We start from the raw sequence: 24,624 nt of genomic DNA, 5'->3' as shown, positions 1-24,624 counted from the left end.
CTAAATCACAAGATCAAGTGAAAATGCGAATCGCACGCATATACCTTTTTCGCCGTCATGCGACAGAAGGGGTGCAAGCCCGCATCGAGTGCCGGGCACTGACCTCACGAGCGAGAAAAGCATGCCCGCAATCCGTCGGCTCCCCCCTGTTTCGCGTCCTTCGCAACGCTTGTCCCCGATCAGCTTCGCCGTGCGTTGCGCGATGCTCGGCTGCCTGATGGGCACGGCTTCGACCCTGGCCCAGGCCGCCGAGTCCCCGGCCGTGGCGTCCACCCGGCTCGACGATGCCACGCTGCGCGACTACGACATCGCCAAGGGCCCGCTGGGCATCGCGCTGGGCGTGTTCGCCAGCCAATCGGGGCTGCTGCTGTCCTATGACCCCGAGCTGACTCGCGGCCGCGCGGCGCCGGCGCTCAAGGGCCGCTATACCGTGCAGGAGGGGGCCCGGCGTCTGCTGGCCAACAGTGGCCTGCAACTGCTGGCGAACTCGCGGGGCGCGTACATCCTTATCCCGCAGGCCCAGGCATCAGCGACAGCGACGGAGCTGACGCCGACCATGGTCGCGGCCAGCGAGCTGCTTGACCCACAGCGCGACACCTATCGCGCGCCACGCTCGACGGTGCACCTGTCGCGTGAAGACCTCGACCGCTTCAGCACCGTCTCGGTGGGTGACATGCTCAAGGGCGTGGCCGGCGTGCAGGTGGGCGACAGCCGCAACGGCGGCGCGCTGGACGTCAACATTCGCGGCATCCAGGGGCAGAGCCGGGTGGCGGTCAGGGTCGATGGTTCGGAGCAGGCGGTGGATGTCTACCGGGGCTACGGCGGCACCCAGCAGCGCAGCTACATCGACCCCGACCTGATCAGCAGCGTCACTGTGAACAAGGGCCCCAGTACCCGCTCGGGAGCAATCGGCGGCTCGGTGGAGATGAAGACCATCGGCGTCGATGACATCCTGGTCGATGGCAAGGATGTCGGCGTGCGCCTGACCGGCAACCTGTGGAACAACGGTGTGGAGCCCGAGCACCGCAACCGCAACTCCAGGGACGAGGACCTGAGCGCGGTGCCACGCGACGAACGTGGCAGCCTGTTCGGCTCCAAGGCCGAGTCCGGCAGCGCCGCCTTTGGCTACTCCCACGAACGCTTCGACCTGGTGGCGGCCTATGCGCACCGCAACCAGGGCAACTACTTTTCCGGCAAGAAGGGCCAGGACCGCTACCGGTTCTACGACCGCTACGGTGACGAACAGCCGAGCGTCGCCAACACCTACAACGCCGGCGAGGAGGTGCTCAACTCGTCGTCCGAGACCGACTCCTACCTGCTCAAGACCACCTGGCGGCTGGCCGACGACCATACCCTGGACCTGGGCTACCGCCGCTTCGACGGACACATGGGCGAGATCATGCCGTCGGACATCTTCCGCTATGGCACCGCCGGCATTTACCAGTACCCCACCAGCGAAATCCAGATCGACACCTACACCGCCCGCTATCACTACCTGCCCGAGGGCAATCCGTGGGTGGACCTCAGCAGCAGGCTGTGGATGACCGACTCGAAGACCAGTACCTTGAGCGCGGCCTGGATGGCGCCCAAGTCGCAGCTGTACCGTACCGATCGCGCCTGGTCCCGCCAGGACAACCGCCGCATCGGCGGCGACCTGAACAACGTGTCGCGCTTCACCACAGCCCATGGCGATTTCAAGCTCGACCTGGGCGGCGCGTTCCAGCTCGAGGACCTCCAGCCGCAAAGCAACGTGGTCTCCACCCAGCACGACATCAACGCCAACCGCATGCTGCGCGACGCCTCGCGTCAGGAGTTCAGCTTCAACGGCAACCTGGAGTTCAAGCCCACTGAGGCGCTGACGCTGTGGGGCGGCGGCCGCTATGCCCACTACCAGACCAAGGACAACACCGTGCTGGCCGAGGCACGCCGCGAGGAGCGGGAAATGCGCTGGATCACCGCCAGCAGCCCGGGGCACTGGGGCAGCATGATGTGGTTCCCCGACCAGAACGGCCAGTACACCGATGCCACCGACCCACGCCTGAACAACGGCATCGTCTTCGAGAACAGCAACGAGCCGTTCAATGGCGTGCCGTTCAACGAGTCCGGCGCGACCAACGTGGAGGTCCATCCCGAAGGCGTCAGCAACGTGGTCACCGGCTACGCCTACACCCCGCAGGGCAAGAGCCGCGGCGGTGGCTTCGCACCGGCCTTCGGTATCAATTTCGAATTCCTCCCGGACACCTTCGTCTATGCCTCCTACACCGAGGGCCTGCGCCTGCCGTCGCTGTTCGAGACCAGCCAGGGCACCCAGCAGGTCACCCCGGGCAAGCACCTCAAACCCGAGCGTTCGCGCAGCTGGGAAGTGGGCGTGAGTGCCTTGCGCAGCGACCTGCTGACCGCGGGCGACGAGGCGTCGGCCAAGCTGGCCTGGTTCGACAACGACATCAAGAACTACATCACCCGCTACTACGACCCGAGCCCGGGCCTGTGGGGGCAGATGACCTTCAGCAACACCGACAGCTTCCACACCCGTGGCCTGGAACTGCAGTCGCACTACGATGCCGGGCGCGTGTTCGCCGACCTCTCGGCCACCTACTACCTGATGACCGAGACCTGCGACGCGGCCTTCGCCGCCAAGCTGCGCGCCAGCGCCAATCGCTACCAGCGCACCCAGGACACCCCGGACTGCACGTCGGGCAGCTACATGGGCTCGTACACCAACACCCAGAACCCGCCACGCTTCTCGGCCAACCTGCTTGGCGGGATGCGCTTCTTCGACGAGGCACTGACCGTGGGCGGGCGCATGACCTACAGCTCGGGACCCACCGCGCAGATGGACAAACCCTGGCAGACCGGCGCGACCACGCCGCAGATCGACTACCGTTCGGTGGCGTTGTTCGACCTGTTCCTCAAGTACAAGCTGCTGGAGCACACCGAGCTGAATGTGTCGGTGCAGAACCTGACCGACCGCTACTACCTGGACCCGCTGGCGCAGAGCTTCATGCCGGCACCGGGACGGACCTGGCGGGTGGGGATGGTGGCGCGCTTCTGAGGGGGCGCCCAACTTTTCGCCAGGCATTAAAAAGCCGGCTTGTGGCCGGCTTCTCGGGGACGGTCTTGGCTCATTTTTGATAAGCCGCAACCGCCTTAAACGGTTGGCAACATGGCCTGAAAAAGATGGCGGACGGCTGTGTGAGGCGTCGCCAGGCCCTCTGGAATGCGGCTTGCACCATCAGGGGGCATGATGTGCGGCGTAGCATACCCGTGTGCGCGGCGCATGCCCAGCAAAAAGTGGTGTTTCAGCCGGGGCGTGCCGGGCGCAGGCTTGACCACCAGAACACCCAGCCGAGGATTTCCACGTTCTGCACCCGGCGCTGATAGGCGGTATAGCGTTCACTGGGGTGGTTGAGGCGGTCATGGCTGTGCAGGCACAGGGTGCCGTTGTGGCCAAGGGTGAGGTGCTGCACGCGCAGGCGGCCGTTGTGCAGCAGGGCGTAGCATTCGCCTTCAACCACCCGGGTGCAGCCGCGGTCGATGGCCAGCAGGGCACCCTGGGGCAGCAGCGGGGCCATGTTATTGCCTGGCATGCCGAGGCAGATGGCCTTTTCCGCGTTGACCTGCACCCACTCCAGGGCTCGCCGGGGTATCGGCTGGTAGTGCCCTGGCAGCACCTGCAGTTTGCCATCGCGCACCTGGTGCAGTGGCAGGTGGGTCAGGTCCGTGTCCAGGGCCTGCAGCGGCGGAGGCAGCGCCAGGTTTGGCGCCGCCGATGTCGCGGGAGCCAGGGGCGTCGGGTGCTTCGGTCCCTCGCCACTGCGCAGCCAGCGCCTGCGCACGCAGAACAGGTCGGCGATTTCATCGAGCCGGGCCTGGGGCACGCCGCGCTTGAACCAGTTGTTGACGTGCTGCGACGAGACCTTGCGCTGGGCGGCAAAGTCGGAGGGGGTCAGGTTGCACTCCAGCAGGAGGGCCTTGAGACGGTCACCGGATGTTTTCATGGTGCCGAGTCTATAGGCCCCCGAACGGTGTGGAAATCAACCCGATGTCGAGGAAATTTGTAGGAAACGTAGTGGTTTGTAGGGCAATGCCTAGGATCGCGTGAGAGGTCTCTCTTTATGCCTATTCGAAGGGCGATTCCCCTTGGCGAGCGCCCATAAAAAAACCCTGCCGAAGCAGGGCTTTTCTTGTGTCAGGCTCAGCCCTTGTAGGCTGCGACCGACTTGGTGATCGCGGCGCGGGCGGCGTCGGCGCCTTCCCAGCCTTCGATCTTGACCCACTTGCCCTTCTCGAGATCCTTGTAGTTCGCGAAGAAGTGCTCGATCTGCTGGATCAGCAGGGCTGGCAGGTCGGTGTATTCCTTCACGTCGACGTACAGCTGGCTCAGCTTGTCGTGTGGAACAGCGATGACCTTGGCATCGCCGCCGCCGTCGTCGGTCATGTTCAGCACGCCGACTGGACGAGCGCGGATCACTGCGCCTGGAGCGACCGGGTACGGAGTCACGACCAGCACGTCCAGCGGATCACCGTCGTCGGCCAGGGTGTTGGGGATATAGCCGTAGTTGGCCGGATAGAACATCGGGGTGGCCATGAAACGGTCGACGAACAGGGCATCGCTGTCCTTGTCGATCTCGTACTTGATCGGCGCGTGGTTGGCCGGGATTTCGATGGCGACGTAGATGTCGTTCGGCAGGTCTTTGCCGGCTGGAATCTTGCTGTAGCTCATTGGGCAATGCCCCCGTGTTTGATCAAAAAAGTGGCGGCGATTATAGGCACATTCCCACGGTGGGTGCCACGCCCGGCCTGATGTGCGGGCGTTCAGGCGTGGCTTTCACGGTAGTCCGGATGTTCGGCCTGCAGGTGCATCAGACGCTTCAGCGGATCCTGGCGATAGAACAGCGACAGCTGCTGGTAGACCTGCGGCCAGGCCTGGTGCAGCAGATCGGGGGCGCTGAAGAAGTATTCGCTGGTGACGGCAAAGAACTCGGCCGGGTTCTCCGCGGCGTAGGGATCGATGGCCGTTTCGGCGTGGGGGTCGGCATCGAGCTGGCGATTCATCGCGTCATAGGCCTGCTGCATGGCCTGGGCCCAGTCCTCGACACGCATGCCGTGGTGCAGTGGCGGCAGGCCGTTGGCATCGCCGTTGAGCATGTCCAGCTTGTGCGCCAGCTCGTGGATCACCAGGTTATAGGCTTCCCAGCCGCCGCTGGCCAGGACCCCGGGCCAGGCCAGGATCACCGGGCCCTGCTGCCAGGCCTCGCCGCTGTGCTCGGCGTCCCAGACATGTTCGACACCGCTGGCGTCGCGATGGCGCTGGGGGCTCTTGAAGTCATCGGGGTAGAGGATGATCTCGTGGAAGCCCTGGTACCAGTTCAGCTCGCCCAGGTGCAGCAGCGGCAGCTGGGCCTGGGCGGCGAGGAACAGGCGCTGCTCGTCGTCCAGCTCGACGCCCGGCAGGGTGGTCAGGTGCTTGTCGTGCAGGAACAGCACGCTGGCTTCACGCAGCCAGCGGTCTTCCTCGTCGCTGATGCCGTCCAGCAGCGGCAGGCGATCGCGGATCACCTGCCATTGTTGTGGATCGACCGGATAACGGGCCAGGGTGCGCCGGCGGCGCCAGGCGCTGAACGACCACATGCGTCGGTCAGTGGGCCTTGGCCGTGCGGCCGAAGCGACCGCGCAGCAGGCCGAGGATCATCGGCACCAGCGACAGGATGATGATGCCGACCACCATCAGCGAAAGGTGCTGCTTGATGAACGGCACGTTGCCGAAGAAGTAGCCCAGGGTCACCAGGCCGCCCACCCACAGCAGCGAACCGGCCACGCTGAAGGCGAGGAAGCGCGGGTAGTGCATGTGGGCGATGCCGGCGACGAACGGCGCAAAGGTGCGCAGGATCGGCAGGAAGCGCGCCAGGGTGACGGTCTTGCCGCCGTGGCGTTCGTAGAACTCGTGGGTGCGCTGCAGGTAGTCCTGGCGGAAGATCTTCGATTTGGGGTTGCGGAACAGGCGTTCGCCAGCCGTGCGCCCGATCACGTAGTTGGTGCTGTCGCCGAGGATCGCCGCGGCCATCAGCAGGCCGGCCAGCAGCCCCGGGTCCATGCCGCCGCCGGCGGCCACGGCGCCGGCGATGAACAGCAGCGAGTCGCCCGGCAGGAACGGCATCACCACCAGGCCGGTCTCGCAGAAGATCACGGCGAAGAGGATGGCGTAGATCCAGGGACCGTAGTTGTTGACCAGCAGATCGAGGTAGGCATCGAGATGCAGGATGAGGTCCAGCGGGTTGAAATCCATGTACAGCACCTGTGTTCTTGACCCGCTACTACGGGCGCGCGATGACGGACAGCGCCATGGCAGGGGAAGGTTTACCGGCTAGGCGGGTAACTTTTCGCACATGACAGGAGGGGGATTATACGGCGAAGTCCGGATTGTGCCCGGAGAGTTTGTAGCGGAGCGTTACGACGGGGTAATTGGGCTTGCAAAGGATGAGTCTGCTGTCACGCGGTTCCTGTGGGAGCGGCCTTGTGTCGCGATGGGCCGCTGCTCGGCCCATCGCGACACAAGGCCACTCCCACAGAGAGCACAAGAGCGCCAGGCATCAATCCTGACTGATCGGCAAGATATAGTTCTCGAACTCGGTGTCCTTGCGAAAACCCATGGACTCATAGGTCTTGCGCGCCACTTCGTTGTCGCTACTGGTGGACACGCGCATGCGCACGGCGTTGGATTGCTTGGCCATCTTCTTGGCCTCGCGCATCAGGTTGTCGGCCACCAGCATGCGTCGTGAGTCTTCGGCCACGTAGATGTCGTTGAGGATCCACACGCGCTTGAGCGACAGCGAGGAAAAGCTCGGGTACAGCTGGCAGAAGCCCAGCAGGCGGTCGTCACCGTCATCCGGCAGGGCCAGGTAGATGATCGACTCCTTGCGCTTGAGGCGCTTCTCGAGAAAGGCCCGCGAACTGTCCGGGTAAGGCAGTTGCCCATAGAACTCACGGTATTTCACGAACAGCGGGGTGAGCAGGTCGAGGTGTTCCAAGGTTGCCTGGATGATGCGCATGGGCGGGCCTCTGAGTCCATTGGGGGTACGGCGGATTGCCTGCAGCGTCCTCTGGCATGCTGCCTAAAGCAGGCCAGAAGCGCAATCCGCCTTCCGTGACATGTTGTTTACCCTTCACCGAGCAGGAAGTTTCCACTTTTTCCGGCGGTTTCTTCACTGTCGATACTATGGACCTCTGCTTCGTCCTTCAGATTCACCCCCGACAACTGGCGTCGGCACGCTTCGCGCATCAGGTACAGCAGGCGGTGCGCGGCCATGCCGTAGCTCAGGCCTTCCAGGCGCACGTTGGAAATGCAGTTGCGGTAGGCGTCGGTCAGGCCGACCTTGGGCGCATAGGTGAAGTACAGCCCCAGGCTGTCGGGAGAACTCAGGCCCGGGCGTTCGCCGATCAACATGACGGTCATGCGTGCGCCAAGCAGCTCACCGACTTCGTCGGCCACCGCGACCCGGCCTTGCTCGACCAGGATCACCGGGGCGCTGGTCCAGCCATCGGCGGCGGCCTGCTCCTCGAAACGGCTCAGGAAGGGCAGGGTGTGGCGGTGCACGGCCAGCGCCGACAGACCGTCGGCGACGACGATCGCCAGGTCGACGCCGCCGGGGTTGGCCTGGGCGTGCTCGCGCAGGCACTGGGCCGAGTCCTCGTGCAGGCGCCGGCCAAGGTCCGGGCGTTGCAGGTACTGGTGGCGGTCGCTGGCGGCGCTGTGCAGCAGCAGGCTGTCGCGGCCGCGGTCGCCGAGCTGCTGGCGCAGGCCAACGTGGTCGAACGGCAGGTGCACGGCATCGCGGGCCTGGGCGTGGGCGAACTGGAAGTCCAGCTGGGCGCCGGTCGGCAGGCTGATGCCGGTGCGGCCCAGGGCGATGCGCGCCGGGGTGAGGTTGCGCAGGGCCAGCCAGGGATTGTCCGGAGTGGGTGTGTGTCGTTCCATGGTCACCTCTAGGCCAGCTGCGCCAGGGCCTGGCGGAAGGCCGGCGGCAGGTTGTCGCCGAAGCGGATGCGGCCGTCGGCCTGGGTGAAGATGCCGGTGCGCTCCAGCCACGCCTCGAATTCCGGCCCGGGCTTCAGGCCCAGGGTCTGGCGCGCGTAGAGCGCGTCGTGGAACGAGGTGGTCTGGTAGTTGAGCATGATGTCGTCGGAGCCGGGGATGCCCATGATGAAGTTGATCCCGGCCACGCCCAGCAGGGTCAGCAGGGTGTCCATGTCGTCCTGGTCGGCTTCGGCGTGGTTGGTGTAGCAGATGTCGCAGCCCATCGGCACGCCCAGCAGCTTGCCGCAGAAGTGGTCCTCGAGGCCGGCACGGATGATCTGCTTACCGTTGTACAGGTATTCCGGGCCGATGAAGCCGACCACGGTGTTGACCAGGAACGGCTTGAAGTGGCGGGCCACGGCGTAGGCGCGGGTCTCGCAGGTCTGCTGGTCGACGCCGTGGTGGGCGTTGGCCGACAGCGCGCTGCCCTGGCCGGTCTCGAAGTACATCAGGTTCTGCCCGAGCGTGCCGCGCTTGAGCGAGAGGCCCGCCTCGTAGCCTTCCTGGAGCACGTTGAGGTTGATGCCGAAGCCGGCGTTGGCCGCCTCGGTGCCGGCGATGGACTGGAACACCAGGTCCAGCGGCACGCCGCGGTTGATCGCCTCGATCGAGGTGGTGACGTGGGTCAGCACGCAGGACTGGGTGGGAATGTCGTAGCGCTGGATGATCGCGTCGAGCATCTCCAGCAGCGCGCAGATCGAGGCGATGCTGTCGGTGGCCGGGTTGATGCCGATCATGGCGTCGCCGTTGCCGTACAGCAGGCCGTCGAGGATGCTCGCGGCGATGCCGGCCGGCTCGTCGGTCGGATGGTTGGGTTGCAGGCGCGTCGACAGCCGCCCGCGCAGCCCCATGGTGCCGCGAAAGGCGGTGACCACGCGGATTTTCTGCGCCACCAGCACCAGGTCCTGCACGCGCATGATCTTCGAAACCGCCGCCGCCATTTCCGGCGTCAGGCCCGGCGCCAGGGCGCGCAGGCTGTGCTCGTCGGCGTGCTCGCTGAGCAGCCAGTCGCGCAGCCCGCCGACGGTCAGGTGGCTGACCGGGGCGAAAGCTTGCGCGTCGTGGGTGTCGATGATCAGGCGGGTGACTTCGTCCTGTTCATAGGGAATCAGCGCCTCGCTGAGAAAGTGCTTGAGCGGGATGTTGGCCAGGGCCATCTGCGCCGCCACCCGCTCGCCGTCGTTGCTGGCGGCGACCCCCGCCAGGTAGTCGCCCGAACGCGCCGGGCTGGCCTTGGCCATTACCTCTTTGAGGCTGTCGAAGCGGTAGACCTGGTGGCCCACCGTATGCGTGAAACTTGCCATACAGAATCTCCAGGGCGCCGCAGGCCTGGCCTGCGGCGCAAGTCGGCGATCAGTGCAGGGCCTCTTCGGCCTTCTGGATCGCGGCGAATTCCTCTTCCGGGGTACCGGCCACCAGGTGGTGACGGCTGTAGAAAGCAAAGTAGGCAATTAATACTGCATAGATCACCGCAGCGCCAATCACCACCCGCGGATCGACCAGGAACCCGGCGACCACGGCGATGCAGGCCAGCACCAGGGCCACGCCCGAGGTAAAGATGCCGCCGGGGGTGCGGTACGGACGCTCCATTTTCGGGCGGCGAATGCGCAGGGTGATGTGCGCGGCCATCATCAGCACGTAGGACAGCGTGGCGCCGAAAACGGCTACCAGGATCAGCAGGTCGCCCTGGCCAGTCAGCGACAGGGCGAAGCCGATGATGCCGGGGATCACCAGGGCCAGCACCGGGGCCTTGCTCTTGTTGGTTTCCGACAGCTTGCGCGGCAGGTAGCCGGCACGGGAAAGGGCGAAGATCTGCCGCGAATAGGCGTAGATGATCGAGAAGAAGCTGGCGATCAGGCCGGCCAGGCCCACCAGGTTGACGAAGCCGCCCATCCAGGTGGAGCCGCCGTAGGCCTTGGACAGTGCCTCGACCAGCGGGTTGCCCGATGCTTTCAGGGCTTCGGAACCGGCGCCGCCGGGGCCGACCACCAGGATCAGCAGGGCGAAGGCCAGCAGCACCAGCATCGCGCCGATCAGGCCGCGGGGCAGGTCGCGTTTCGGGTTCTTGGTCTCTTCGGCGGCCAGCGGCACGCCCTCGACCGCGAGGAAGAACCAGATCGCGTAGGGAATCGCCGCCCACACGCCGACGTAGCCGAACGGCAGGAAGCTGCTGGCACCCACGGCGTCGGTCTTGGCGATGTCGAACAGGTTGGCTGCATCGAAATGGGGCACCATGCCGATCAGGAACACCGCCAGGGCGATGGCGGCGACGGCGGTGATGATGAACATCAGCTTCAGCGCCTCGCCCACCCCGAAGATGTGGATGCCGATGAACACGATGTAGAAGGCCAGGTAGATCATCCAGCCGCCGATGCCGAACAGCGACTGGCAGTAGGCGCCGATGAACACGGCGATGGCCGCGGGGGCGATGGCGTACTCGATGAGGATCGCCGTGCCGGTGAGGAAGCCGCCCCAGGGGCCGAAGGCACTGCGGGCGAAGCCGTAGCCGCCGCCGGCGGTGGGGATCATCGACGACAGTTCCGCCAGGGAGAAGCACATGCACAGGTACATGGTGGCCATCAGCAGGGTGGCGAGGAACATGCCGCCCCAGCCGCCCTGGGCCAGGCCGAAGTTCCACCCGGCGTAGTCGCCGGAGATCACGTAGGCCACGCCCAGGCCCACCAGCAGGACCCAGCCGGCGGCGCCTTTCTTCAGTTCACGTTGCTGGAAATAGTCCGATCCGACTTTTTCGAAGTCGACGGAGGAACTCGCCGGCGCGCTGCCGGAATGATCGCTTGGCATAGGGTTCACCTGTTGTTTTTCTTAGGTTGCCGGAGGGACTGCCGGCCACTGGTGATTCGTTTTGCAGGAAGCGGGCCAGAGCGGTTCGTGCACGCGACCCGACTTGCCCCGCGATGAGCCGAACTTAGAAGAAGCCCAGCGGATTGATGTCGTAGCTCACCAGCAGGTTCTTGGTCTGCTGGTAGTGGTCGAGCATCATCTTGTGGGTTTCACGGCCGACGCCGGACTTCTTGTAGCCACCGAACGCGGCATGCGCCGGGTACAGGTGGTAGCAGTTGGTCCATACGCGGCCGGCCTTGATGCCGCGGCCCATGCGGTAGGCGCGGTTGATGTCGCGGGTCCACACGCCGGCACCGAGGCCGAACTCGGTGTCGTTGGCGATGGCCAGGGCCTCGGCTTCGTCCTTGAAGGTGGTGACGCTGACCACCGGGCCGAAGATCTCTTCCTGGAACACGCGCATCTTGTTGTTGCCCTTGAGCAGGGTCGGCTGGATGTAGTAGCCGCTGGCCAGCGCGCCTTCGAGTTGCTCCACCTTGCCGCCGGTCAGCAGCTCGGCGCCTTCTTCCTGGGCAATCTTCAGGTACGACTGGATCTTCTCGAACTGCTGCTGGGATGCCTGGGCGCCGACCATGGTGTCGGTGTCCAGCGGGTCGCCGCGCTTGATCTGCAGGACCTTCTTCATCACCACTTCCATGAACTGCGGGTAGATCGACTCCTGCACCAGGGCGCGCGACGGGCAGGTGCACACCTCGCCCTGGTTGAAGAACGCCAGCACCATGCCTTCGGCGGCCTTGTCGATGAAGGCAGGCTCGGCCTGCATGATGTCCTCGAAGTAGACGTTGGGCGACTTGCCGCCCAGCTCGACGGTGGACGGGATGATGTTCTCGGCCGCGCACTTCATGATGTGCGCGCCGACCGGGGTGGAGCCGGTGAAGGCGATCTTGGCGATGCGCTTGCTGGTGGCCAGGGCTTCACCGGCCTCGCGGCCATAGCCTTGGACCACGTTGAGCACGCCCTTGGGCAGCAGGTCGCCGATCAGCTCCAGCAGCACGGTGATGCCCAGCGGCGTCTGCTCGGCGGGCTTGAGCACCACGCAGTTGCCGGCGGCCAGGGCCGGGGCCAGCTTCCAGGCAGCCATCAGCAGCGGGAAGTTCCACGGGATGATCTGCCCGACCACGCCCAGTGGTTCGTGGATGTGATAGGCCACGGTGGTTTCGTTGATCTCGGCGGCGCCGCCTTCCTGGGCGCGGATGCAGCCGGCGAAGTAGCGGAAGTGATCGACCGCCAGCGGGATGTCGGCGTTGAGGGTTTCGCGGATCGGCTTGCCGTTGTCCCAGGTCTCGGTGATGGCCAGCAGTTCGAGGTTCTGCTCGATGCGGTCGGCGATGCGCAGCAGGACGTTGGAGCGGTCTTGCACCGATGTGCGGCCCCAGGCATCAGCGGCGGCGTGGGCGGCGTCGAGGGCCTTGTCGATGTCTTCGGCGCTGGAGCGGGGGAACTCGGCGATCGGCTGGCCGTTCACCGGCGAGGTGTTGGTGAAGTACTCACCCTTTACCGGAGGAACGAACTCACCACCGATGTAGTTGCCGTAGCGGCTCTTGAAGGAAACCTTCGCGCCCTCGGTACCGGGATGTGCGTAACGCATGGTGTGTCTCCTGGTCGTTGTGATTGTTGCGGAGTTTCCTAGCGTAGAGCAAAGGTCGGGCCAGTGCCTGGAGGTCCTTGTGTATCAATGACTTGGGTCAAGATCGGGCAGTGACTGGCGCTGCCCTGTGCCAGGGCTGGCACGGTCTGGGTGACACTTTGTACCGTTTGCGACACAGCCCGTGACCGCAGGGTCAGTGCACCATTGCAAAGCGTTCCCGCCTGGAGGATGCTGGCGACACGCTCTATCTGCGGAGAACAACTACAAATGCAGAGCAACCCGTTCAGCCGCCATGCCCAGCAAGTGCTCACGGTCGCCCACGGCCAGGCCAGCGGGCCGGGCAGTGACCCGTCGATCGCCCGCTCCTGGCTGCGTTGCCTGGAGGACTACCACCTCGACCCGGCACGGGCCCAGGCCCCGGTGGTGCTCGAGCACGGCCGACTGCTGGAGAGCCGCGAGCGCCTGCACCAGGTACTGCAGATCGCCGACAACGAAATGAACAGCCTGCATCAGCAGCTCTCCGGCAGCGGGCACGCCGTGTTGCTGACCGACGCCCGCGGGGTGATCCTCAACTGCGTCACCGCCCCCGGCGAGCGGCGCATCTTCGAGCGCGCCGGGCTGTGGCTTGGCGCCGACTGGAGCGAAGCCCGCGAGGGCACCAATGGCATCGGCACCTGCCTGGTCGAGCGCCAGGCCCTGACCATTCACCAGGACGAGCATTTCCGTGGCCGCCACACCGGCCTGACCTGCTCGGCCAGCCCGGTGTTCGACCCCCATGGTGAGCTGCTGGCGGTGCTCGACGTGTCGTCGGCGCGGCCGGATGTATCGCGCCAGAGCCAGTTCCACACCATGGCCCTGGTCAACCTGTCGGCGAAGATGATCGAAAGCTGCTATTTCCTGCGCCATTTCGAGCAGCAGTGGCTGCTGCGCTTCCACCTGCAGGCCGAGTCGGTCGGGCTGTTCAGCGAGGGCTTGCTGGCCGTCGATGGCGACGGGCGGATCTGCGCCGCCAACCAGAGCGCCTTGAACCTGCTGGGCACCATCCGTGGCGGCGTGCTGGGCAAGCCCCTGGACAGGTTCTTCGCCTGCAGCCACGACGAGCTGTTCAGTCGCGCCACGCCCCAGGGCAACAGCGCCTGGCCGCTGCATACCCGCGATGGCCGCCAGGTGTTCGCCAGCCTGCGCGGCCAGGCCCGGACGCCGGTGTGGTCGGTGCCGGTGGCCTTGCCCCAGGCCAGCGCCCCCGGCATCTGCCTGCTCGATCCGGCCCTGCGCGAGGAGTTCCGTCGTGCCGTGCGGGTGTTCGAGCGCGACGTGCCCCTGCTGCTGCGCGGCGAGACCGGCTGCGGCAAGGAGGCCTTCGCCCAGGCCGTGCACCAGGCCAGTTCGCGCCGGCACAAGCCGTTCGTGGCAATCAACTGTGCGTCGATTCCCGAGAGCCTGATCGAAAGCGAGCTGTTCGGCTATCGCGGCGGCAGCTTCACCGGCGCGCGCAAGGAAGGCATGCGCGGCAAGCTGTTGCAGGCCGATGGCGGCACCTTGCTGCTGGACGAGATCGGCGACATGCCGTTGGCGCTGCAGACCCGCCTGCTGCGGGTGCTCGAGGAGCGCCAGGTGGTGCCCATCGGTGGCGAGCCGCAGGCGGTGGATGTACGAATCGTCAGCGCCACCCACCGTGACCTGCTGGAACGGGTGGAGCAGGGTGGTTTCCGCGAAGACCTCTATTACCGCCTCAATGGCCTGGAGGTGGCCCTGCCGGCGCTGCGCGAGCGCAGCGACAAGGCGCAGTTGCTCGACTTCCTGCTGGCGCAGGAGGCCGAGGGCCAGGCCATCGGCCTCGACCCGGCCGCCCGCCAGGCGCTGCTGGACTTCACCTGGCCGGGGAACGTGCGGCAGATGAGGAATGTGCTGCGCACCGTGGTGGCGTTGTGCGAGGAGGGGCGAGTCGAGTATCGGGATCTCCCGCTGGTGGTGCGCAACGTGGGAGCGGGCTTGCCCCGCGATGGCGCGCGACCAGGCAACGCCAATGACACTGCCGACGCCATCGCGGGGCAAGTCGCATCGGCGCACCGCCGCTCCCACAGTGGGCGTACCTGCCTTGAGGGGGCCGAACGCCAGGCCTTGCTCACCGTACTGGAGGCAAACCGCTGGCACCTGACCCGCGTCGCCGAGCACCTGGGCATCAGCCGCAATACCTTGTATCGAAAACTGCGCAAACACGGCATCGCCAGGGCCGGTTGAGCGAAACAGCGAGTGCGATTTCCCTCGCCCTGGGCTACCCTGCCTCGACGTTTTGCGAGGTCGATCATGCACATTCATATTCTCGGTATTTGCGGCACTTTCATGGGTTCGCTGGCCGTGCTGGCCAAGGAACTGGGCCACCGCGTCACCGGCTCCGACGCCAACGTCTATCCCCCGATGAGCACCCAGCTCGAGGCCCAGGGCATCGAGCTGACCCAGGGCTACGACCCGGCCCAGCTGGAGCCGGCGCCGGACCTGGTGGTGATCGGCAACGCCATGTCGCGGGGCAACCCGGCGGTGGAGTACGTGCTGAACAAGGGCCTGCCCTATGTGTCCGGCCCGCAGTGGCTGGCCGATCATGTGCTGCAGGGCCGCTGGGTGCTGGCCGTGGCTGGTACCCATGGCAAGACCACCACCAGCAGTATGCTGGCCTGGGTCCTGGAGCATGCCGGCATGAGCCCGGGCTTCCTGATCGGCGGCGTGCCGCAGAACTTCTCGGTGTCGGCGCGGCTGGGCGATACGCCGTTCTTCGTGGTCGAGGCCGACGAGTACGACAGCGCCTTCTTCGACAAGCGCTCCAAGTTCGTCCACTACCACCCGCGTACCGCGATTCTCAACAACCTCGAGTTCGACCACGCGGACATCTTCCCGGACCTGGCGTCCATCGAGCGGCAGTTCCACCATCTGGTGCGCACCATCCCCAGCGAAGGCCTGGTCATCCACCCGACCACCGAGCAGGCGCTGGAGCGGGTCATCGGCATGGGCTGCTGGACCCCGGTGCAGACCACCGGCGAAGGCGGGCAATGGCAGGCGCGCCTGCTCAGCGCCGACGGTTCGCGCTTCGAGGTGCTGTTCGACGGTGAGGCGCAGGGTGTCGTGGATTGGGCGCTGACCGGTCAGCACAACGTCGCCAACGCCCTGGCTACCTTGGCCGCTGCCCGGCATGTCGGCGTGGCGCCGGCCATGGGCATCGAAGGCCTCAGCGCGTTCAAGAGCGTCAAGCGGCGCATGGAGAAGGTCGCCGAAGTGCAAGGCGTGACTATCTATGACGACTTCGCTCACCACCCGACCGCCATCGCCACCACCCTCGACGGCCTGCGCAAGCGCGTCGGCGAGGCGCCGGTGATCGCGGTGATCGAGCCGCGTTCCAACTCCATGAAGCTCGGCGCCCACCGCGATGGCCTGCCGGAGAGCGTCAACGATGCCGACCAGGTGATCTGGTACGCGCCGCCCAACCTGGGCTGGGACCTGGCGGGCACCGCCGCGCAGTGCAAGGTGCCAAGCGTGGTGGCCGACAGCCTCGAAGCCATCATCGAGCGCATCAAGGGCCAGGCCCGCCCAGGCACCCATGTGGTGATCATGAGCAACGGCGGCTTCGGCGGCCTGCACGGCAAGCTGGCCGAGGCGCTGAAGTGAACGGGCCGGAACGCATCACCCTGGCCATGACCGGCGCCTCCGGGGCGCAGTATGGTCTGCGCCTGCTCGACTGCCTGGTGCGCGAGGACCGTGAGGTGCACTTCCTCATCTCCAAGGCCGCGCAGCTGGTGATGGCCACCGAGACCGACGTGCTGCTGCCGGCCAAGCCCCAGGCCATGCAGGCGTTCCTCACCGAGTACACCGGCGCGGCCGACGGGCAGATCCGCGTGTACGGCAAGGAAGACTGGATGTCGCCGGTGGCCTCGGGCTCCGGCGCGCCGGCGGCGATGGTGGTGGTGCCCTGTTCCACCGGTACCCTCTCGGCGATCGCCACAGGTGCCTGCAACAACCTGATCGAGCGCGCCGCCGACGTGACCCTCAAGGAGCGTCGGCAATTGATCCTGGTGCCGCGCGAGGCGCCGTTCTCCACCATCCACCTGGAGAACATGCTCAAGCTGTCGCAGATGGGCGCGGTGATCCTGCCGGCGGCCCCGGGTTTCTACCACCAGCCGCAGAGCATCGACGACCTGGTCGATTTCGTCGTGGCGCGCATCCTCAACCTGCTGAACATCCCGCAGGACATGCTGCCGCGCTGGGGCGAGCATCACTACGGGGTCGATGATTGAAGCGGGTGCTGGCGGGGCTGGTGATACTGGCTCAGCTCGGTGGTTGCGCGACGGTGCGCACCCTCGATGCCAACAAACCGGGGGCGCCGGTGGTGTATGCCGGGACGCGGCTTGACCTGTACGTGATCAATGGCGGTTGTTGCCCCGAGGATCGCTTTGGCGCCGAGGCGCCGGCCTATCCGGGGCTGGACCTGCCGGGGAGCGCGTTGCTGGATACCTTGCTGCTGCCGTTGTCGTTGTTGACGGCGGCGGGGGTGGGGTTCAACGCCACGGGCGGTCTGTAGCGGCCCTTTCGCGGGTAAACCCGCTCCCACAGGGCCTGTGCACAACCTGTGGGAGCGGGTTTACCCGCGAAAGGGCCATAACAGGTCAACGCTATTACTTGCCGAGTTTTCGCAACTCGTCCGACTCGACCACCCGAATCCCGTCTTCCTCCTCCAGCGCCAGGCGCCACAGCGCCCGAGCCAGGGTGCAGGCCTCGATACCCCGGTACTTGCCCGGTATCAGACGGGCAAACGGCGCCGCCATGCGCTCACCCAGGCGCGGCTCCATGCGCTCTCCGAGCAACAACGAAGGCCGCACGATGGTCAACTGCGGCCAGTCCTGCTGCTTGAGCGCCTCTTCCATCTCGCCCTTGACCCGGTTGTAGAAGACCGACGATTTCGGATCGGCGCCCAAGGCGCTGATCACCAGCAGGTGGCGTGCGCCCATCTCGCGGGCACGCTTGCTGAAGGCCACGACCATGTCCAGGTCGACGGCGCGGAAGGCGTTTTCCGAGCCTGCCTGCTTGAGCGTGGTGCCCAGGCAGCAGAAGGCGATATCGACGCGGCCGGCCAGTTGCGGGAGAAACACGGCCGGGTCGCCCACCGGGTTTTCCAGGTGCGGGTGCTCGGCCAGGGGGCGGCGGGTCGGTGCCAGCACGCGGCTGATGGTGGGCTCGTTGAGCAGGCGGTCGAGCAGGTGTTCACCCGTCAGACCCGTGGCACCGGCAAGCAGGACATGTTGGGGCGTCAGGTACATGATGTCTCTCCCTCGTTACTACACAGCTTAGTGGGCGCCAGGTTTTTTTGCCTGTTGCCCCGAAGCTGGCTGGGCTTCATTGCGCAGGGCTTGCTCGGCCTGTTGGCGGCGCAGGCGCTGCCAGTGGCTGATCACTGCTGGCGGCGCCCAGAGCTGTGGCTCCGAGGCTTCGAAGCCTTCCCTTCGTTCTCTTTCGGCAACGCTTTGCCGCGCCAGTTCAAACGCCTGTTTCAGATCGTCGGTCTGGTTCAGCGCCTGGGCGAACAGGGCGTCGCCGAAATAGGTGAAATCGGCTTCTTCGGAGCAGCCGAACGACACCCGGTCGGGGCGGGCGGCGGTCATGACCAGGGTGCGGTCGTCCTTGAGCGGGGCGATGTAGCCACCGGAATAGCAGGCCGAGATGACGATCACCTTGTCGCGGTCCTTGAGCGGGGCCAGGGCGCTGGCCAGCTCGTCTGCGGATAGATCGGCCAGTTGCAGGCGCGGCTGGTCGAGCACCAGTTGGTGGTCGTGGCTGCCGTGGCTGGTCAGGTAGATGAACACCAGGTCCTCGGGGCCGCTGCGCTCGGCCAGGGTGTGGGCGGCGCGGCTGAGGTTCTCGCGGGTGGCCATCGGGCGGTCGGCCAGATGGTCGCGATGGTTGACCAGGGTCACCTGGCCGTGGGCGCCGAAGCGCACCTTGAGCATGTTGCTGACATAGTCGGCCTCGCGCAGGAACACGCTCTGCTGGCCGTCGCCGGCCACCACCAGGCTGTACAGCTGCACTGGCGGCTCCGAGGCCGGCACCTTGGCCAGGGCATCGGCCAGCAGCTTGCCCTGGTTGAGCAGGGCCAGGTCCAGCGGGTCGGGCAGCAGCTTGCCCTGGGCATCGCGCACGCGCACGCCGTTGACCCAGGTGCCGCTCTCGACCCGGCCGTCCGGATGGGTCAGCTTGCCGCGACCGTGGTAGGCGTCATCGACGAAGCCGCCGACATACTGGCTGCCGTCGGCCAGTTGCAAGGTGCCGTTGCCGGCAAAGCGCCAGTCGCGAAAACCACCTTTGTAGCGGCTGCCGTCACTGCCCAGCAGTTCGCCCTGGCCGACCAGCGATCCATCCTTGAAGTCGCCGATCCAGACGTCGCCGTCGGCGCTCTCGTAGCGGCCCCGGCCTTCGAGGCGGTTGTCCTTGAATTCGCCGATGTACTGCTCGCCGTCGGCGCTGTCGTAGGTGCCGGCGCCTTGCAGCTGGCCGTCGCTGAAGTGGCCGCTGAACTGGTTGCCGCTGGCGTCGCTGCGCACCCCGGCGCCGTTGGGCTTGCCCTTGGCGAACAGGCCCTGGTAGCGACTGCCGTCGGCCAGTTCGAGCTGGCCGGCACCTTCATACTGGTCGTCCTTGAACTGGCCGCGGTAGGTCTGGTCGTTCTGCCTGAGCGCGCCCTCGCCGTCGCGGCGGCCATGCTTGAAGGTGCCCGCATAGTGGCTGCCGGGGGTGGTCAGGTCGCCCAGACCCTGGAACAGGCCGGCGCTGAACTGGCCGCGATAGACCTCGCCGTTGCTGCCGTGCCATTCGCCCTGGCCATGCCACTGGCCGTCCTTGAAGGTGCCGGCGTACCAGCTTCCATTGGGGTAGTCGATGCGCCCCTCGCCTTGCAACAGGCCGTCGACTACCTGGCCACGGTAGCGACCGCCATCGGGCAGCCGGGCGTCCGGGGGCGACAGCGGTTCGCCTTCGCCGCAGGCGGCGAGCAACAGGATCAGGGTCAGGGGGAGCAGGCGGCGCATGGCGGGTTCCGGGAAAATCGATGCGTCGAGTATGCCGCAGAATGCCTGGACGGGTGAATTGGGGCTCTTCTTCCGGTAAGCCGACACCCATGGCAATCGCACCGTACCTGTGGGATCGGGCCTGCCCGTGGCAGTGTCGGTATAGATGCCGCGCATACTGGCATTTTTACCTGCTGCCTTCGGCACAACCCTTGCTGTAAGAAGTTTCTGACGATGCCATCAAAGTAATGGCGCCAGAAACACGAGGGTTACAACGTGTCTGCCATCCTTTCACTGTTACGAAGCCGCCTCTTGCGGCCTGTGTTTGTTGCGCTTGGTATCGCTCTTCTGGTGCAGGTGCTGGTTGCCGTTGCACTGACGCGGAGCACGGTCACCGCCCTGGAGGCCGATTTGGGCGCGCGCCTGGGTAACGACAGCCAGAAACTGGCCGCCGAACTGGAGCAGGCCGGGCAGGATGTCCGTGCCGGGCTCGACAGCCTTTCGGCCAGTACCCGCCAACGCCTCAGTGCCGGTCTTTCCGAGCGGCTGCAGGGCGAACAGCAGCAGCTGCGCGCTACCCTGGAGAAGAACCTCAAGGACTCGGCCAACGACATGGCCGAGCTGCTGGCCTCGGTCGCGCCGCGGGCGATCTGGGACAATGACGTGCCGACGCTGTCGGACTTCGCCCGTCGCGCCCAGCGCAACCCCAATGTGCTGTTCGTGATCTATGACGACGCCCAGGGCCAGCACCTGACCCGCTACCTCAACCGACAGAACCCGATCAACCAGGCGCTGATGGACAAGGGGCAGGGTGAGCGGGCGCTGGACAAGGTACTGGACGCCGCGCGCAAGGATCCGTCGGTGTACTACGTCGAGGCCTCGATCAACCCCAACGGTGCCGAGATCGGCAAGGTGCTGATGGGCGTCTCCACCGCCGGCGTCGACCAGGAGCTCAAGGCCCTCGACCAGCGCTTCGCCGCGCTGATCGCCAGTGGTGAGCAATTGGTCGGCGACAGCCTGGTGGCTGCCGCCGCCGACAGCGGCAAGGCCCTGCGGGCGCGGCTGGAGACGGCGCAGAACAGCGCCACGGCGATGCAGGCCAATACCGCGCAGACCGTGCGCGATGCCGCCGCCGAGCTGCGCTGGCGCATCGGCCTGGGCCTGGTGCTGGTCGGGCTGGGCGTGCTGGTGGTGGTGGCGGTGGTGCTCGGGCGCCGGGTGCTGAGCAAGCTCGGCCTGCTGATCGCTGCGCTGAACGACCTGGCCGCGGGCGAGGGCGACCTGACCAAGCGGGTCAAGCTCGACAGCCGTGACGAGATCGGCGACATGGCCTCGGCGGTCAACCGCTTCGTCGACAAACTCCAGCCCATCGTTCGCGAGGCCGGTGAGGTAGCACAGCGCACCGGCGTGGAGATCGGCAGCATGGCCCAGCGCAACGCGGGGGCCGATGCCGCTGCCGCGCTGCAACGCGACGAAGTGGCGGCAAGCCTGCGCGACCTGTCGAGCATGGCCGACGAGGCCCAGGCCGAGAGTCATGCCATGCAGGCGGCGTTGCAGCAGGTGGTGGACATTCGTCAGGCCACCGACGAGAACAGCCGCGCCTCCACCCAGCTGGCGCGGTTGATCGAGAACCTGGCCGGCGAGGTGCAGACCGGCTCCCAGGTGATCGAGCGCCTGGCCAAGCAAAGCGAGCAGATCGAGGTGGTGCTGACGGTGATCCATGGTATTGCTGAACAGACCAACCTGTTGGCGCTGAACGCCGCCATCGAGGCGGCTCGGGCCGGCGAAACCGGGCGTGGTTTCGCCGTGGTGGCCGACGAGGTGCGGGCGCTGGCGAGCAAGACGCAGAGCTCGACCGGGGATATCCAGTCGCATATCGCCGCCCTGCAGCAGGGGGCCAAGGAGGCGGTGGCGACCATCAGCCAGGCCGGGCGCCAGGCCAGCGAAGGCTTGCTGGTGCTGCGTGACAACGAACGTCGTCAGCAGTCGGTGCAGGCGGCGGTGGAGCAGGTGCATGCGGCGATCGGCCTGGCCACCCGCGCGGCGGAGCAGCAGGCCAATGGCGCGCAGGCGGTGCGCGGGCGGGTGGAGAATATCCATGCCCAGGCCGAGCGCTCGGCCGAGGTGGTGATGCAGACCACGGCCAGCAGCAAGGTACTGGATGACCTGGCGGCGCAGTTGCGCGCCAGCCTGGGGCAGTTCAGGGCCTGACTCGGGCGAGGGCTGCGCCCTCGCATCGCGACACAAGGCCGCTCCCACAGGTTCGGCGCTGATCTTGAAGCCAGTGCAGTACCTGTGGGAGCGGCCTTGTGTCGCGATTGGGCCGCAAGGCGGCCCCAGCGGGTGTTACGCCTTGTTCAGATACATCCGCGTGGTCAGCAGATACACCGGCAATCCCGACACCACGATCAGCAACGCCGCATAAGGCGCCGCCGCCGCGAACTCGACGTTGGCGGTGTGCGCCCACACCTCGGTGGCCAGGGTGGTCATGCCGGTCGGGCTGAGCAGCAAGGTCGCGGTCAACTCCTTCATCGCATCCAGGAACACCAGGGCGAACGCCGCCGCCATCGCCGGGAAGATGATCGGCAGGGTGACCCGGCAGAACGCCGCGAAACTGCTCGCACCCAGGGTGCGCGCGGCTTCTTCCAGCGTCGGCGAGGCCTTGTTCAGTGCGGTGCGCACCGGCGACTGCGCCAAGGGCAGGAACAGCAAGGCATAGGCCAGGATCAGCAGCGCGGTGGTCTGGTACAGCGCCGGCACATAGTGCAGGGCGAAGAACACCAGGGTCAGGGCGATCACCAGCCCGGGCAGGGCGTGCAGCAGGTACGGCAGGCGCTCGGCCCAGATCGCCAGGCGTCCTTTGTAGCGCACCACCAGGAAGCTGATCGGCAGGGCCAGCAACACGCAGAAGCCGGCGCCGCCCAGGGATACCGACAGCGACGTGGCCAAGGCCTTGCCGATGGCCGCGACCGGGAAGGCCGCCGACGACCCGACGCTGAGCCAGTAGCCGAGCATTGCCAGCGGAATGCCGCTGCCCAGCACCGCCAGGGCCAGGCAGAACAATTGCCCCAGTGGCATCCAGCCGCGCAGGCGCAGCGGCTGCGCGCGACGAGCGACGCCCTGGCCAATGCGCACATGGCGGGCCTTGCCGCGCACCCGCAGTTCCAGCCAAAGCATTGCCAGGCACAGCACCAGCAGCACCGCCGAGAGCATGGCCGCGTTGGCGTTGCTGAACTCCAGCTCGAACTGCTGGTAGATCGCCGTGGTGAAGGTCTGCAGGCCGAGGATCGACAGGGCGCCGAACTCCACCAGCATGTGCAGGGCGATCAGCAGCGCGCCACCCAGCATCGATGGCCACAGCAGCGGCAGGGTGATCTTGTGGAACACGCCCCAGCGGCCGCAGCCCAGGGTGCGCGCCGATTCCTCCAGCGAGGTGTCGAGGTTGCGCAGGGTGGCGGCCACCGGCAGGAACACCAGTGGGTATTTCGACAGCGCCATCACCAGAATGGCCCCACCCAAGCCCTCGAAGTCCGAACTCAGCGACACCCAGGTGAAGCTGCTGACGAACGACGGCACGGCGAACGGCAGGCACAGCACCACGCCCCACAGGCGCCGCCCCGGCAGGTCGCTGCGCTCCAATAGCCAGGCCAGGGCCACGCCCACCACCAGGCACAGCACGGTGACGCCGACCATCAGCAGCAGGGTGTTGCGCAGCAGGCCCCAGACAAACGGACGCCAGAGCAGGCGCAGGGCTTCGTGCCAGCCGGCTTCCCAGGCCTTGAGCCCGACATAAAGCAGAGGCAACAGGCTCATCGCCACCAGGAACAACACGGGCAACACCACCCAGACGGAGGGTCGCTTGCGCTTCGGTACGAAGCGCGACAAGGCGGGCGAGGGCAGGGCGGCGGTCATCAGAGCAGGCCAACCTCACGTTCGAGCTCGATGGCTTCCTCGGCATTGCCAAGGTCGGCCGGCGAGATCTTCGGCGGGCGCAGATCCTCGAACGGCTTCAGGCCACGGTCCGAGACCATGCCCTTGTGCAGCGGATATTCGGCGGTGGTCTGGGTGATTACCCGCTGGCCTTCTTCGCTGGCCATCCAGTTGAGCAGGGCCTGGGCTTCCTTGGGGTGCTTGCTGGCCTTGACCACCGCGGCGCCGGAAATGGTGACCAGGTTGCCGGCATCGCCATCGGCCAGGTAGTACAGCTTGGAGTCGAGCTTGCCGCGCTCGCGCTCAAGCGCATACCAGTAGTAGTTGTTCACCAGTACCGCGGCCACTTCGCCTTTTTCCACGGCCTTGAGGGCCACCATGTTGTTGGTGTAGGTCTTGCCGAAGGCTTTCAGGCCGGTCAGCCATTCCTCGGTGGCTTCGCGGCCATGCATCTTCAGGATGGCCACGGCCTGTTCCTGGAAGGCGCCGCTGGTGGGGACGTAGCCGACGCGCCCTTCCCACTCGGGGTTGGCGAAGTCCATGACCGTGGTCGGCAGGTCTTTCTCGTCGATCTTCTTCGGGTTGAACACCACGATACGGGTACGGGCGGTGATGCCCATCCAAGTGCCATTCGCACCTACGTATTCCTTGGGCATCATGTTCGCGGTGGCGTCGTCGATCTTCGCCAGCAGGCCCAGCTCGCCCAGGTTGTTCAGGGGCGGGGACTCTTCGGTGTAGATGATGTCGGCCGGCGAGCGTGCGCCTTCCTCGATGATCTGGCTGGCCAGCTGGTTGCTGCTGCCCTTGCGGATATTGATATGGATGCCGGTCTTGGCCTCGTAGGCCTTGGCGATGGCGTCGCCGATTTCCTTGTGCTGGCCGTTGTACATCGTCAGCGTGACCGGTTCGTCTGCCAGGGCGGCCGGAGCGCCGATCACCAGGCTCAGAACTGCGGCGGCCAGGGCGCGCATCAGCGGTTGCGGGCGGATCGTCATGCGGGTACTTCCTCGCTTACGGCTACATATTTGGAAACAATGGTAAACGAAATTGTTTCTCAAATGGGCGCATGACGGGAAATTCATGGGATCTGTGTAGGAGCGGCCTGGTTTCGCGAAAGGGTCGCGCAGCGG

General features: G+C 66.1%; 19 protein-coding genes. 6 read left to right on the top strand and 13 right to left on the bottom strand.

Annotated features, from left to right (window positions below; translation table 11 throughout):
* Nucleotides 1-121: 121 nt before the first annotated feature.
* Nucleotides 122-3,052 (top strand): TonB-dependent receptor, encoded by a 2,931-nt coding sequence (locus HU735_RS15905; protein ID WP_186714271.1) that lies wholly within the window; start codon nucleotides 122-124, stop codon nucleotides 3,050-3,052.
* Nucleotides 3,053-3,299: 247 nt separating this feature from the next.
* Here the strand turns inward: HU735_RS15905 and HU735_RS15900 are convergent, their stop codons facing one another.
* From HU735_RS15900 to HU735_RS15860, 9 genes are all read right to left on the bottom strand, one after another.
* Nucleotides 3,300-3,998 (bottom strand): XRE family transcriptional regulator, encoded by a 699-nt coding sequence (locus HU735_RS15900; RefSeq protein ID WP_186714270.1) that lies wholly within the window; start codon nucleotides 3,996-3,998, stop codon nucleotides 3,300-3,302.
* Between the two features lie 197 nt (nucleotides 3,999-4,195).
* A complete protein-coding gene (gene ppa / locus HU735_RS15895; protein WP_050707147.1) occupies nucleotides 4,196-4,723 on the bottom strand; it encodes an inorganic diphosphatase in 528 nt (175 codons plus the stop codon).
* Nucleotides 4,724-4,815: 92 nt separating this feature from the next.
* Nucleotides 4,816-5,631, bottom strand: a complete 816-nt coding sequence (locus HU735_RS15890) for a M90 family metallopeptidase (RefSeq protein WP_186714269.1) — start codon at nucleotides 5,629-5,631, stop codon at nucleotides 4,816-4,818.
* A 7-nt stretch (nucleotides 5,632-5,638) separates the two neighbouring features.
* On the bottom strand, nucleotides 5,639-6,286 hold the full coding sequence (locus HU735_RS15885; RefSeq protein WP_186714268.1) for a DedA family protein: 648 nt from the start codon (nucleotides 6,284-6,286) through the stop codon (nucleotides 5,639-5,641).
* 304 nt (nucleotides 6,287-6,590) lie between these two features.
* Entirely contained in the window at nucleotides 6,591-7,049 is a 459-nt protein-coding gene (locus HU735_RS15880; RefSeq protein ID WP_028690317.1) for a GNAT family N-acetyltransferase, read from the bottom strand.
* Between the two features lie 107 nt (nucleotides 7,050-7,156).
* Complete coding sequence (gene eutC, locus HU735_RS15875; RefSeq protein ID WP_186714267.1) at nucleotides 7,157-7,975, bottom strand: ethanolamine ammonia-lyase subunit EutC; 819 nt, start codon at nucleotides 7,973-7,975, stop codon at nucleotides 7,157-7,159.
* An 8-nt stretch (nucleotides 7,976-7,983) separates the two neighbouring features.
* A complete protein-coding gene (locus tag HU735_RS15870; protein WP_186714266.1) occupies nucleotides 7,984-9,378 on the bottom strand; it encodes an ethanolamine ammonia-lyase subunit EutB in 1,395 nt (464 codons plus the stop codon).
* 49 nt (nucleotides 9,379-9,427) lie between these two features.
* Nucleotides 9,428-10,876, bottom strand: a complete 1,449-nt coding sequence (eat, locus tag HU735_RS15865) for an ethanolamine permease (RefSeq protein ID WP_028690369.1) — start codon at nucleotides 10,874-10,876, stop codon at nucleotides 9,428-9,430.
* Between the two features lie 124 nt (nucleotides 10,877-11,000).
* The gene (locus HU735_RS15860) at nucleotides 11,001-12,521 is read right to left on the bottom strand and encodes an aldehyde dehydrogenase family protein (protein WP_186714265.1); all 1,521 of its coding nucleotides are present in this window, start codon (nucleotides 12,519-12,521) and stop codon (nucleotides 11,001-11,003) included.
* A 267-nt stretch (nucleotides 12,522-12,788) separates the two neighbouring features.
* Between HU735_RS15860 and HU735_RS15855 the strand changes: the two genes are divergently transcribed.
* The 4 genes from HU735_RS15855 to HU735_RS15840 all read left to right on the top strand — a co-directional run bounded on the left by HU735_RS15855 (nucleotide 12,789) and on the right by HU735_RS15840 (nucleotide 17,088).
* A complete protein-coding gene (locus HU735_RS15855) occupies nucleotides 12,789-14,762 on the top strand; it encodes a sigma-54-dependent Fis family transcriptional regulator (RefSeq protein ID WP_186714264.1) in 1,974 nt (657 codons plus the stop codon).
* A 66-nt stretch (nucleotides 14,763-14,828) separates the two neighbouring features.
* Complete coding sequence (gene mpl, locus HU735_RS15850; RefSeq protein WP_186714263.1) at nucleotides 14,829-16,178, top strand: UDP-N-acetylmuramate:L-alanyl-gamma-D-glutamyl-meso-diaminopimelate ligase; 1,350 nt, start codon at nucleotides 14,829-14,831, stop codon at nucleotides 16,176-16,178.
* Nucleotides 16,175-16,804: a flavin prenyltransferase UbiX gene (gene ubiX / locus HU735_RS15845; protein ID WP_050707140.1), complete on the top strand. Its 630-nt coding sequence runs from the start codon at nucleotides 16,175-16,177 to the stop codon at nucleotides 16,802-16,804. The genes mpl and ubiX overlap by 4 nt, the downstream gene beginning before the upstream one ends.
* On the top strand, nucleotides 16,801-17,088 hold the full coding sequence (locus tag HU735_RS15840; RefSeq protein WP_050707139.1) for a YceK/YidQ family lipoprotein: 288 nt from the start codon (nucleotides 16,801-16,803) through the stop codon (nucleotides 17,086-17,088). Before ubiX ends, HU735_RS15840 begins: the two co-directional genes overlap by 4 nt.
* 94 nt (nucleotides 17,089-17,182) lie before the next feature.
* On the opposite strand, the gene HU735_RS15835 is transcribed toward HU735_RS15840, so the two are convergent.
* Together HU735_RS15835 and HU735_RS15830 are read right to left on the bottom strand one after the other, a co-directional pair.
* Entirely contained in the window at nucleotides 17,183-17,824 is a 642-nt protein-coding gene (locus HU735_RS15835; RefSeq protein ID WP_186714262.1) for an oxidoreductase, read from the bottom strand.
* A 27-nt stretch (nucleotides 17,825-17,851) separates the two neighbouring features.
* A complete protein-coding gene (locus tag HU735_RS15830; RefSeq protein WP_186714261.1) occupies nucleotides 17,852-19,585 on the bottom strand; it encodes a C13 family peptidase in 1,734 nt (577 codons plus the stop codon).
* 255 nt (nucleotides 19,586-19,840) lie between these two features.
* Here HU735_RS15830 and HU735_RS15825 point away from each other — a divergent pair, with 255 nt between their 5' ends.
* On the top strand, nucleotides 19,841-21,775 hold the full coding sequence (locus HU735_RS15825) for a methyl-accepting chemotaxis protein (RefSeq protein ID WP_186714260.1): 1,935 nt from the start codon (nucleotides 19,841-19,843) through the stop codon (nucleotides 21,773-21,775).
* A 135-nt stretch (nucleotides 21,776-21,910) separates the two neighbouring features.
* Here HU735_RS15825 and HU735_RS15820 read toward each other — a convergent pair whose 3' ends face one another.
* The gene (locus HU735_RS15820) at nucleotides 21,911-23,476 is read right to left on the bottom strand and encodes an iron ABC transporter permease (protein ID WP_186714259.1); all 1,566 of its coding nucleotides are present in this window, start codon (nucleotides 23,474-23,476) and stop codon (nucleotides 21,911-21,913) included.
* Nucleotides 23,476-24,489 (bottom strand): extracellular solute-binding protein, encoded by a 1,014-nt coding sequence (locus tag HU735_RS15815; protein WP_186714258.1) that lies wholly within the window; start codon nucleotides 24,487-24,489, stop codon nucleotides 23,476-23,478. The genes HU735_RS15820 and HU735_RS15815 overlap by 1 nt, the downstream gene beginning before the upstream one ends.
* Nucleotides 24,490-24,624: the final 135 nt, after the last annotated feature.

This window comes from Pseudomonas sp. BW16M2, assembly GCF_014268865.1.
Classification (GTDB): domain Bacteria; phylum Pseudomonadota; class Gammaproteobacteria; order Pseudomonadales; family Pseudomonadaceae; genus Aquipseudomonas; species Aquipseudomonas peradeniyensis.
The sequence above is the reverse complement of the archived record's forward strand: the minus strand, read 5'-3'. Positions and strand labels throughout refer to the sequence as shown.